Genomic DNA, 11,919 nt, shown 5'->3' with positions numbered 1-11,919 from the left:
TCATCGAATTTGTAGTAAATTAATAGATGTGAGTAAAAAAGGTTAGTGGTTCTGCCTCATTTAATGGCAGGCCATCTAACCTTTGAATTTGAATCGGAGGTAAGAGACATGACACAAAGCCAAAAAATCACAGTTACTAACGGTGTTCTTAACGTACCAAACAACCCAATCGTTCCTTATATTGAGGGAGACGGAATCGGTCCTGATATCTGGGCTGCAGCATCTCGCGTTTTGGACGCAGCAGTTGAAAAAGCTTACAATGGCGAAAAGAAAATCGAATGGAAAGAAGTTTTAGCTGGACAAAAAGCATTTGACCAAACGGGCGAATGGCTTCCACAAGAAACTCTTGATGTCATTAACGAATACCTGATCGCTATCAAAGGACCTCTTACAACTCCAATCGGCGGCGGTATCCGCTCATTGAACGTTGCATTGCGTCAAGTATTGGACTTATTCGTATGTCTTCGCCCAGTACGTTACTTTGAAGGTGTACCTTCACCAGTTAAACGTCCAGAAGACACTGACATGGTCATCTTCCGTGAAAACACTGAAGACATCTATGCTGGTATCGAATATGCAAAAGGTTCTGACGAAGCTAAGAAATTAATCGAATTCCTACAAAATGAATTCGGCGTTCAAAAAATTCGTTTCCCTGAAACTTCAGGTATCGGAATTAAACCGATATCCGAAGAAGGAACAAAACGTCTTGTTCGCTCTGCACTTAACTATGCGATCAAAGAAGGCCGTAAGTCATTAACGCTTGTTCATAAAGGTAACATCATGAAATTCACTGAAGGTGCATTCAAAACTTGGGGTTATGAAGTTGCAGAACAAGAATTCGCCGATAAAGTGTTCACATGGAACCAATATGACAAAATTAAAGAAGCTGAAGGAACTGAAGCTGCTAACAAAGCACAATCTGCTGCTGAAGCTGAAGGCAAAATCATCGTTAAAGATTCCATTGCTGATATCTTCTTACAACAAATCCTGACTCGTCCTAAAGAGTTTGATGTTGTTGCAACAATGAACTTGAACGGAGATTACATTTCTGATGCATTAGCTGCACAAGTTGGCGGAATCGGTATCGCTCCAGGAGCAAACATCAACTACGAAACTGGACATGCCATCTTCGAAGCAACTCACGGAACGGCTCCTAAATATGCTGGTCTTGATAAAGTTAACCCATCTTCAGTTCTTCTTTCAGGCGTTCTTTTACTTGAACACCTTGGCTGGAACGAAGCTGCAAACAGCATCACAAAATCAGTTGAACAAACAATCGCTTCTAAAGTTGTTACATACGACTTTGCCCGCCTAATGGAAGGTGCAACAGAAGTTAAATGTTCTGAGTTCGCAGACGAGCTTATCAAAAACCTTAAATAATTCATTATATGCTTTCTGGAAAAGTGCCTGAACGGGCTGCTTTTCCAGGAGGCTTATATATATTTTCATGAGAATGTTAAAAGTATTCCAAAAGTATTTATATATTTTAAGGAGGAAATAACATGTCTAAACGTAAAAAAATCACGGTGGTAGGTGCTGGTTTCACCGGTGCTACAGCAGCATTCCTAGCAGCTCAAAAAGAACTTGGTGATATCGTTTTGGTTGATATTCCGCAAGCTGAAAACCCTACAAAAGGTAAAGCCCTTGATATGGCGGAAGCAGGACCTGTTCTAGGTTTCGATGCTAACATCATCGGTACATCCGACTATGCAGAAACAGCTGATTCCGACGTAGTGATCATCACTGCCGGAATTGCCCGTAAGCCCGGCATGAGCCGTGACGACTTAGTTCAAACCAACCAAAAAGTTATGAAATCAGTAACTAAAGAAGTAGTTAAATATTCCCCTAATACAACAATCATCGTTTTGACAAACCCTGTAGATGCAATGACTTACACTGTATACAAAGAATCAGGTTTCCCTAAAGAACGCGTTATCGGACAATCAGGTGTTCTTGATACAGCTCGTTTCCGCACTTTCGTAGCTCAAGAATTAAACTTATCCGTTAAAGATGTAACTGGTTTCGTACTTGGCGGACACGGAGACGATATGGTTCCTCTAGTGCGTTACTCTTATGCAGGCGGAATTCCTTTGGAAACATTGATCCCCGAAGATCGTTTAGAAGCAATAGTGGCCCGTACCCGCACTGGCGGCGGAGAAATCGTAAACCTTCTTGGAAACGGAAGCGCATATTATGCACCAGCTGCATCTCTAGTGGAGATGGCTGAAGCGATCCTTAAAGACCAACGTCGCGTTCTTCCATCCATCGCTTATCTTGAAGGCGAATACGGATTCGAAGGTATCTACCTTGGAGTGCCGACTGTACTAGGTGCAAACGGTATTGAACAAATCATCGAACTTGAATTGACTGAAGACGAAAAAGCGGCACTTTCAAAATCAGTTGAATCAGTAAAAGCAGTCATGCAAGTCCTTCAATAAGAGATCATGAACGGACTGCCCGGATATTGGAAGAAAAGGCCGAGGCCATTTTCCAACTCCGGGCAGTTTTTTAATCCGCTTAAAAGACGCTGGAACTATCCGGAGGTTTATAATCTCCCTGCTGAAGATAGGAATAACTTTCTTTCCGTTTTTTTATGTGTAAATTTCATATAATATTCTTTATAATGGAATTGGATGAGTAGACCGAGAAATTGGTCTTTGGGGTAATACATAATCAGGAGGATCTAATGTCAAAGAAAATTCTCGTAGTGGATGATGAACAATCAATAGTTACCTTACTTCAGTACAATTTAGAACAAGCAGGCTATTCGGTAATCACAGCTTTGGATGGAGAACAAGGGCTGGAGGCTGCCGTGGATATACGCCCCGATTTAGTGGTATTGGATTTGATGCTGCCAAAAATGGATGGGCTTGAAGTATGTAAGCAGCTTCGCCAGCAAAAAATCAATATACCGATCTTGATGCTGACAGCTAAGGACGATGAATTTGACAAAGTGCTGGGACTTGAACTTGGGGCGGATGATTACTTGACCAAGCCATTTAGTCCAAGGGAGGTAGTGGCCCGGATTAAAGCCATATTAAGAAGATCCCAGTTTCAATCGAACGGCAGTGAGTCAAGTCAGGATCAGGAAGATGGTCTCTTGAAATTAGGGGAATTGAAAGTGTTCCCGGAACGATACGAAGCATTCTTTGATGAACAGCAATTAGAATTGACTCCAAAGGAATTTGAATTACTTTTATACTTGGCGAAGAATAAAGGAAGAGTGCTGACTAGGGACCAACTGCTCAGTGCGGTATGGAATTATGATTTCGCGGGAGACTCACGAATCGTCGATGTCCATATTAGCCATCTTCGTGAAAAAATAGAGAAGGATACAAAAAAACCTCTCTATATTAAAACGATAAGGGGCTTGGGGTATAAGCTTGAGGAGCCTAAAAAAGAATGACCACCTATCGTAAAAAGCTCTTATATACCCTCATCACATTGGTGATGGTCGTCCTGATGGCCGTGGGCTTTTTATTAGGACACTTGTTCAAAAGTTATTATATTAAAACGTTCAATGAGCGTATACAGAACGAAACATTTTTCATTTCTACATATATTCAGGAGCATGGCGGGATCGAGTCCTTTTTGGAAAAAGGGAAAACGGAAAAACTGACACCCCTTTTAGATTCGAATTTAACCATTCTTTCCACGAGTGGGGAAATATTATACGATTCCACATCATCCAATGAAATACTTAAAAGCCATGCCAATGTCCTTCGTAAAATAACTTTGGAAAAAGGGCTTAAGCATGGGGAAGGGTATGAAGTGGTCGAAGGGGAATCGGACCTCCATTATTATTGGAAGACGGTTGAAAAGGATGGCGAGATTGAAGGCTTTGTCGTTCATAGCAATGAAATAGAGGCCATCCATCAAGTGAATAAACAAATGTGGCAAATATTGATCATTTGTCTAGGGGTTGCCTTGATCATCATTCTCATGCTTGCGAGCAAAATCACTTCATATTATACCCGTCCGATCGAAGAGGCGACGATGGCAGCCATTGAACTGGCAAAAGGGAATTACGGAACCCGGACATTCGGGCGGCATTCCGATGAAACGGGAATGCTGACAACTTCCCTGAACATATTGGCGAGGAATCTTCAGGAAACAGAAATAGCGAGGGAAATGAATCAGGATCGTTTGGAAGCACTTGTTGAAAATATCGGTAGTGGAGTCTTGCTGATAGACAGTAAAGGGTATACCACCTTAATCAACCGGGAATTCAAGAAAAGTTTCCATGTGAACGCCGCTACGTTTTTGTTTCAGGAATATTATTCGGTCATTAAAGATCAGGAAGTGATAGCCATCATCGAAGAGATCTTTCGAACGGAAAAAACGATAAAACGACAGGTGAAAATACCGCTTGCCATAGAACGTAAGCATTTTGAGATTTACGGGGCTCCCATTATTGGGAATCATGATGAATGGAAGGGGATCCTCCTCATTTTCCATGATATCACCGAATTGAAAAGGCTCGAGCAGATGCGGAAGGATTTCGTGGCGAATGTGTCACATGAATTGAGAACCCCGATCACTTCTATTAAAGGCTTTTCTGAAACATTGTTAGATGGCGCCTTAAAAGACGAAAAGACCTTAAAGCACTTTTTATCGATTATCCTGAAAGAAAGTGATCGGCTGCAAGAACTCATTCAGGAGCTTCTGAATTTATCCAAAATGGAGCAACAGGAATTCGTTTTAAACGCAGGGGTCGTGGATATTACGAAAGTACTTGGCGAAATACAAGAGATGCTTATAGGCAAGCTGAAGGAAAAAGAAGTATCCCTTGAAATTAAAACATCACCGGAACCAGTATTCATTGAAGGGGAATCTGACAGGATCAAACAGGTTTTCATCAATTTGATTACGAACGCATTGACCTATACACCAAATGGCGGCAGGGTCTCCGTTGATATCATTGAAAATGAACAGACGGTCGATATAGCAGTTCAAGACAGCGGGATCGGCATCGAAGAAAAAGAACTGCCCAGGATTTTTGAACGGTTTTACCGGATCGATAAGGCCAGGAGCCGCGATTCAGGAGGTACGGGCATTGGACTGGCAATTGTTAAACATATAATAGAAGTCCATAAAGGTAAAATCAACGTGGAAAGCACTCCTGGAACCGGGACGACTTTTACAGTCACTTTAAATAAAAGCTTAAAAGGAAAAATGTAGCGGGTTTCTTATTTACATGTCCTTTACAATTCCTTAAAACGGACTTCATAATGCAGGGGTACAATGGTTGTACAACCCCTCATCCAAGGAGTTAAACATTGACAGAGACACATAGTCTCTGTTTGATTTTGTGGCAGTTCAATCTAAATATTAAAGCAAAGTTGATTATTGGAACAGGTGGGCGAGACTCCTGTAGGAAAGCCCGTCCAAGGAGACCCCGAAGGCGTAAAGGGCGGACTGCCCGCGGAAAGCGAGTGTCCTATGTTCCAATCAACGTTCAAATTGTACAAAAGCCTTAAAAAACAGTAGACAGAGACATAGTCTCTGTCTTTAATTTTGGCTATATTCCCCGGGAACCATTCCTCTATCCTATTTTTCTAGGAAAATATTTGATTTTCATGAAACTTTAGGCCCTTTCTTGCGTAAATAAGATATAACTGCAAAGAAGGGGTGATACATATCGTTAGCTTAAAAAGGATATATACGATCACAGGACTTGTCTTTTTTCTTTTAATTTTAGGTGTAGTTGCGATATCGACCTGGTACACTGTTGATGAATCCGATCAAGCTGTCATAATGACGTTTGGTAAAGTGGAGGAGACGATAACGGAACCAGGACTTCACTTTAAACTGCCTTGGCCCATTCAATCGGTCGAGAAATTATCCAAAGAAACATTCAGCCTTAAATTTGGATATAAGGAAGAGGATGGAGAGGTGACGGATTACCCGAGTGAGACCAAAATGATTACGGGTGATGAAAATATTGTGCTGGCCGACCTAGTGGTTCAGTGGAAAATCACAGACCCTCCAAAATATCTATACAATGCGGATGATCCAGAAAAAATATTATACGATACGACTTCAGCTGCATTACGGAGCATTATCGGCAGCACGAGAATCGATGATGCCCTTACATCTGGTAAAGCGCAAATCGAAGCGGATGTACGCGATCTATTGTCACAGCTAATGGAGAAATATGATGTCGGGATTTCCATATCTGCTGTTAAACTCCAGGACGTGGAGTTACCGAATGAGGAAGTGCGGAAAGCATTTACCAATGTAACGGATGCCCGGGAAACGGCGAATACGAAAATCAACGAAGCGGATAAATATGAAAATAAGCGTATGAATGAAGCGGAAGGGGAAAAAGATGCTCTCATTTCACAGGCTAATGGGGATAAAGCTGCCCGTACGGAAGCTGCCCGCGGGGATGTAGCGGTCTTTGAAAAATTACTCAGTGAGTATAAGGGCAATAAGGGGATTACGAAGGACCGTCTTATTATTGAGACCCTTGAGGAAGTATTGCCGAATGCAGAGATTTATATTATGAATGATGATGGAAACACAATGAAGTACTTGCCGCTCCGCTCGCTTGAAAAGGAAGAAACGAAAAAAACGCCTGCCCCTGATGAAGCCACTATACCTGAAGAAGAAACGAAAAAAGGGAATGCATCGGAAGAAAAAGCGACAGGGGAAGGGGGCACTAAACAATGAGCGGAAAAATAATAGATTTCTCTGAGTTGAAAAAAGGGGATTTTCATTGGAGGGGCTATGTGAGAATCGGCATCTTCCTGATTATTTTCATCGTGTTGCTGCTAATCATCTTCACCAATGTATATATCGTCAAAGAGGGCGAATACAAAGTCGTCCGCCAATTCGGTGAGGTGGTAAGGATCGATAAGACCCCGGGATTAAAGGCGAAGGTGCCTTTCATTCAGAGTATCATGACCTTGCCGAAGTATCAGATGACTTCTGATGTTTCCGAAGCGGAAATCAATACAAAAGATAAAAAGCGGATGCTGATCGATAACTATGCAGTTTGGAGAATAGAAGATCCGAAGAAATTGATTACAAATGCAAGGACACTTGAGAATGCCGAAACGAAAATGGAAGAGTTCATCTATTCGGCAGTTCGTTCAGAGCTGGGCCAGCTGAATTATGATGAGATCATCAATGATGAGAAGTCATCCAGGGGAAGTTTAAACGACCGCATAACGGAAAAAGTCAACGATTTGCTGCAAAAGGACAGTTATGGCATCAGCTTGACGGATGTCCGGATAAAGCGGACTGACCTGCCCGCCGAAAACGAAGCATCAGTCTTCAAGAGGATGATATCCGAGCGGGAATCGAAAGCGCAAGAATACCTATCCAAGGGTGATGCGAAGAAAAACCGGATCATTGCGGATACTGATCGGAAAGTGAAAGAATTGCTCTCTACTGCAGAGGCTGATGCAGAAGTGATCAGGGCTGAAGGTGAAGGGGAAGCAGCGAAAATCTATAATAAGTCGTTTTCCAAAGACCCCGAATTCTATAAACTATACCGGACTCTTGAATCCTACAAAAAAACGATCGGAGATCAAACGGTCATCGTTCTGCCTTCGGATTCCCCTTATGCCAGCTTGTTAATGGGAAATACTAAATAACCTTGATGCCGTCATTTTTCTTTCCGCTTCTACTCATGGTAGAATAGAGAAAGAAAATGAACGGCTTTTTGCGTTTTTATATAGAAGCTATAACTACATAAACCTGTATGACTGGAGGAAGACGGATTTGGATAAAAAGTTAGTACTCATAGATGGAAACAGCATTGCATACCGTGCGTTTTTTGCGCTTCCGCTCTTGAATAATGATAAGGGGGTCCATACGAATTCCGTGTACGGATTCACCATGATGCTTAACCGCATTCTTGAAGAAGAAAAGCCAACGCACATACTTGTGGCATTCGATGCGGGTAAAACGACATTCAGACATGCATCATTCAAAGAATATAAGGGTGGGCGCCAAAAAACGCCGCCAGAATTATCGGAGCAATTCCCTTTCATTCGCGAGCTGCTTGATTGTTTTCAAATAAAAAGGTATGAACTGGAGAACTACGAAGCCGATGATATTATCGGTACGCTGTCTTTGCAAGCGGAAAAAGATGGTTTTGAAGTGAAGGTCATTTCCGGTGATAAGGATTTAACGCAATTATCCTCCCCTAGTACGACGGTTTCCATCACGAAAAAGGGGATTACTGAAATTGAGGAGTACACCCCAAAGCATATACATGAAAAATACGGTCTATCCCCATTGCAAATCATTGATTTAAAAGGGCTGATGGGAGATGCCTCGGACAATATTCCCGGTATTCCGGGTGTTGGTGAAAAGACTGCCCTTAAATTATTGCATCAATTTGAAACGGTTGAAAACCTTTTGCAGTCGATTGATGAGGTAAGCGGACAAAAATTGAAAGAGAAAATAGAAGAACATAAAGACCTGGCCCTATTAAGCAAAGAGCTGGCTACAATAACGAGGGAAGCGCCGCTTGAAGTTTCCGTAAACGAGACCGAGTATACTGGCATGGATCAGGATCGAGTCATTTCATTCTATAAAGAGCTTGGCTTTTCGACTTTGCTTGATAAATTGGATGTAACGGAAAGTGCACCGATTGAACAGGAGAAGATAGAGGTGCATACTTCTGAAATGACAGAAGGAATGTTTACAGATGAAAGTGCTTTGTATGTTGAAATTTTAGAAGATAATTATCATCGTGCCGATATAATAGGGATTGCCATCAGTAATGAACAAGGTCACTTTTACTTCCATGGAGATGATGCTCTGAGTTCCGGGGCCTTTAAATCCTGGGCAGAGGATGAAACAAAAAAGAAAACGGTTTTTGATGCGAAGCGTACGGTTGTTGCACTGCGTCATCGAGGAGTCGACATAAAAGGCATCGATTTTGATGTATTTTTGGCATCCTATATCCTGGATCCGGCGGAGTCAGTGGACGAAGTTGCAGAAATCACGAAAACTCAAGGTGCTATCCGCCTTGAAACGGATGATGTTTTTTATGGAAAAGGTGCAAAACGCAAAATACCTGAGGAAGCGGAATTGAGGGAGCATATCGCCAGAAAAGCGAAGGCGATCCTGTCTCTGAAAGCACCGATGATTGATAAGCTGCAAGAGTTCGAGCAATTTCACCTATTTACGGAACTGGAGCTGCCACTGTCGATCATCCTGGCCAATATGGAATGGCAGGGGATCAAGGTGGATATAGGCCGACTGAAAAACATGGGACAGGAATTAGCCATTCGCTTAAGAAACATCGAAGCACGAATTTTTGATTTGGCTGGTGAGGCGTTCAATATCAATTCACCTAAACAGCTTGGGGCCATCCTGTTTGAAAAGTTGGAGCTTCCTGTCATGAAGAAAACCAAAACAGGTTATTCGACTTCAGCCGATGTGCTGGAAAAATTGGAGAGCAAGCATGATATCGTCAAGGAGATACTATTGTATCGCCAGCTTGGTAAGTTGCAATCCACTTATATTGAAGGGTTGCTTAAAGTGGTCAATGGCAAAACGGACAAGGTGCACACCCGGTTCAACCAAGCATTGACCCAGACAGGCCGGTTAAGCTCTACAGATCCCAATCTGCAGAATATCCCGATCAGACTGGAAGAAGGCAGGAAAATCAGGCAGGCCTTCATTCCTTCCGAAAAGGATTGGATCATTTTTGCTGCCGACTACTCCCAGATCGAGTTACGCGTTCTGGCACATATCGCCAATGACAGCGGATTGGTGGAAGCGTTCCAGGCCGGGATGGACATTCATACAAAGACAGCCATGGATGTGTTCCATGTATCGGCAGAGGAAGTCACTTCGAACATGAGGCGCCATGCCAAAGCGGTCAACTTCGGAATCGTTTATGGCATAAGTGATTACGGGCTATCGCAAAGTCTTGGCATCACGAGAAAAGAAGCTGGAGAGTTCATCGAGAAGTATTTAAGAAGCTTTCCTGGTGTTCAGGAATATATGGAAGAAAGCATACATGAGGCCCGTCAAAAAGGATATAGCACGACTCTGATGCAAAGAAGGCGCTATATACCTGAGATAACAAGCAGGAATTTCAACATCAGGAGCTTTGCCGAACGGACAGCAATGAACACGCCGATTCAAGGCAGCGCCGCGGATATCATCAAGCTTGCCATGATAAATATGAATAAGCGCCTGAAAAGTGAAGGACTTAAAACGAGAATGCTTCTTCAGGTGCATGATGAATTGATTTTTGAAACTCCTCCTGAGGAACTGGAAATCCTTAAAGTGATCGTTCCGGAGGAAATGGAAAATGCCATTGAATTGAACGTGCCCCTTAAAGTGGATTATGCTTTCGGGCCAACATGGTATGATGCCAAATAATAAAAGATAGGTGATTGCAATGCCAGAACTTCCAGAAGTGGAAACAGTCAGAAGAACGTTAGAGCAGCTCATACTCGGAAAAGAGATCAAGGAAGTGTCCGTCTTCTGGCCAAAGATCATTAAAGCTCCTGAACCTGTCGAACAGTTTCAGGATGCTTTAAAGGGGCAGACGATAAGGGGAATAGGCCGTCGGGGCAAGTTCCTCATTTTCACCTTGGATGATTATTCGATGGTTTCGCATTTAAGGATGGAGGGGAAATACGGCGTGCATCCAAAAGAAGAGCCGTATGATAAGCATACCCATGTGATCTTCACTTTCACGGATGGCAGTGAACTTCGATACAGGGATGTCCGGAAATTCGGAACGATGCATCTATTTGCCAAAGGGGAAGAACTTGATCGGCTGCCTCTGTTGCATTTAGGGCCTGAACCTTTGTCTGAAGATTTTACTGTCGAGGGGCTAAGTAGCAAGTTGGCAAGAACCAACAGGAAAATCAAGCCCGTTCTCCTTGATCAAACGGTTGTCGTCGGGATTGGAAATATATATGTGGACGAGTCGTTATTCCGTTCCGGTATCCATCCGGAGAGAATCGCTTCTTCACTCTCATTGCAGGAAATCAAGACGTTGCATGCAGAAATCATTGCGACTTTAGGTGAAGCTGTGGAAAAAGGCGGAAGTACAATTCGTTCTTACATCAATTCCCAAGGGCAAATCGGCATGTTTCAGTTGGAACTGAATGTTTATGGACGAAAAGGCGAGAACTGCAAAACATGCGGCACGCCGCTTGAGAAACTGGTTGTTGCAGGACGCGGTACACATATTTGCCCGTTATGCCAGCCGCTTAAATAGGTAATGTTATTTCAAACACATCGGATGGGCTCCTTCCATATACTAGGGTAGCAACGAGTAGGGAAGGAGTAATATTCCGATGTGGCTACAAATTATTTTTCTCGCTTTTGCAGTTAGTATTGACGGATTTGGCGTAGGTTTGACATTCGGTATGCGGAAGATGAAAATCCCCTTAAGGTCAATAGCGGTCATCTCATTTTGTTCTGCATTGAGTTTAGGTATAGCGATGGTCATCGGACAATTCATCAGTCAGCTCATATCTATCGGGGCGGCTGAAAAAACGGGTGGCATCATCCTCATTTTTCTTGGTGCCTGGATGGTATATCAGTATTTTAAGCCTGAAAAAGATCTGAAAGATGATAGATATCATGAAAAGATCATCTTCAATTTTGAAATTAAATCACTTGGGGTAGTCATTAATATTTTACAAAAACCATTGAATGCCGATTTTGATAAATCAGGCACGATTACGGGTGTTGAAGCGCTTGTTCTCGGGTTTGCACTTTCGCTGGATGCTTTCGGGGCCGGAGTTGGAGCGGCTATGATCGGCATTTCACCGATTATCCTCGCAGGGTGCATCGCGGTTATGAGTTCGATTTTCATTTGGAGCGGAATTCAAAGCGGGAAAATGCTTTCAAATAATAAAGTTGTCCAGCATTTGACCTTTCTTCCAGGTGTACTATTGATTATCATTGGTATATTCAAGTTATGAT

Annotated in this window: 9 protein-coding genes; all 9 read left to right on the top strand. The window is 42.7% G+C overall.

Going from position 1 to position 11,919, the window contains the following annotated elements; translation table 11 throughout:
- Window positions 1-63 precede the first annotated feature (63 nt).
- The 9 genes from icd to ytaF all read left to right on the top strand — a co-directional run bounded on the left by icd (window position 64) and on the right by ytaF (window position 11,918).
- A complete protein-coding gene (gene icd, locus J7E52_RS16200) occupies window positions 64-1,380 on the top strand; it encodes an NADP-dependent isocitrate dehydrogenase (RefSeq protein ID WP_286197810.1) in 1,317 nt (438 codons plus the stop codon).
- Window positions 1,381-1,502: 122 nt separating this feature from the next.
- Complete coding sequence (gene mdh / locus J7E52_RS16195) at window positions 1,503-2,438, top strand: malate dehydrogenase (RefSeq protein ID WP_214748498.1); 936 nt, start codon at window positions 1,503-1,505, stop codon at window positions 2,436-2,438.
- Window positions 2,439-2,686: 248 nt separating this feature from the next.
- On the top strand, window positions 2,687-3,406 hold the full coding sequence (locus tag J7E52_RS16190) for a response regulator transcription factor (protein WP_214748496.1): 720 nt from the start codon (window positions 2,687-2,689) through the stop codon (window positions 3,404-3,406).
- Complete coding sequence (pnpS, locus tag J7E52_RS16185; RefSeq protein WP_214748493.1) at window positions 3,403-5,181, top strand: two-component system histidine kinase PnpS; 1,779 nt, start codon at window positions 3,403-3,405, stop codon at window positions 5,179-5,181. Before J7E52_RS16190 ends, pnpS begins: the two co-directional genes overlap by 4 nt.
- A gap of 459 nt (window positions 5,182-5,640) precedes the next feature.
- Window positions 5,641-6,675 carry an FtsH protease activity modulator HflK gene (hflK, locus tag J7E52_RS16180; RefSeq protein ID WP_214749030.1) on the top strand — a complete coding sequence of 345 codons (1,035 nt, stop codon included), beginning with the start codon at window positions 5,641-5,643 and terminating at the stop codon, window positions 6,673-6,675.
- Window positions 6,672-7,604, top strand: a complete 933-nt coding sequence (gene hflC / locus J7E52_RS16175) for a protease modulator HflC (protein ID WP_214748490.1) — start codon at window positions 6,672-6,674, stop codon at window positions 7,602-7,604. The genes hflK and hflC overlap by 4 nt, the downstream gene beginning before the upstream one ends.
- A gap of 127 nt (window positions 7,605-7,731) precedes the next feature.
- Window positions 7,732-10,356, top strand: coding sequence for a DNA polymerase I (gene polA / locus J7E52_RS16170; RefSeq protein ID WP_214748486.1), 2,625 nt, complete (start codon window positions 7,732-7,734; stop codon window positions 10,354-10,356).
- A gap of 19 nt (window positions 10,357-10,375) precedes the next feature.
- A complete protein-coding gene (mutM, locus tag J7E52_RS16165; protein WP_214748483.1) occupies window positions 10,376-11,206 on the top strand; it encodes a DNA-formamidopyrimidine glycosylase in 831 nt (276 codons plus the stop codon).
- 79 nt (window positions 11,207-11,285) lie between these two features.
- Window positions 11,286-11,918 carry a sporulation membrane protein YtaF gene (gene ytaF / locus J7E52_RS16160; RefSeq protein ID WP_214748481.1) on the top strand — a complete coding sequence of 211 codons (633 nt, stop codon included), beginning with the start codon at window positions 11,286-11,288 and terminating at the stop codon, window positions 11,916-11,918.
- The last annotated feature ends 1 nt before the right edge of the window (window position 11,919 follow it).

The sequence above is a fragment of the Bacillus sp. ISL-34 genome, from assembly GCF_018613325.1.
Taxonomy (GTDB): Bacteria; Bacillota; Bacilli; order Bacillales; family DSM-1321; genus Peribacillus.
Note: the sequence above shows the minus strand (reverse complement) of the source record. Positions and strands in the feature narration are given on the sequence as shown.

Bases quoted from the DNA above. Each gene is read 5' to 3' on its own strand.
- icd (WP_286197810.1), top strand. From the start codon at position 64: ATGGCAGGCCATCTAACCTTTGAATTTGAATCGGAGGTAAGAGACATG.
- mdh (WP_214748498.1), top strand. From the start codon at position 1,503: ATGTCTAAACGTAAAAAAATCACGGTGGTAGGTGCTGGTTTCACCGGT.
- J7E52_RS16190 (WP_214748496.1), top strand. From the start codon at position 2,687: ATGTCAAAGAAAATTCTCGTAGTGGATGATGAACAATCAATAGTTACC.
- pnpS (WP_214748493.1), top strand. From the start codon at position 3,403: ATGACCACCTATCGTAAAAAGCTCTTATATACCCTCATCACATTGGTG.
- hflC (WP_214748490.1), top strand. From the start codon at position 6,672: ATGAGCGGAAAAATAATAGATTTCTCTGAGTTGAAAAAAGGGGATTTT.
- mutM (WP_214748483.1), top strand. From the start codon at position 10,376: ATGCCAGAACTTCCAGAAGTGGAAACAGTCAGAAGAACGTTAGAGCAG.
- ytaF (WP_214748481.1), top strand. From the start codon at position 11,286: ATGTGGCTACAAATTATTTTTCTCGCTTTTGCAGTTAGTATTGACGGA.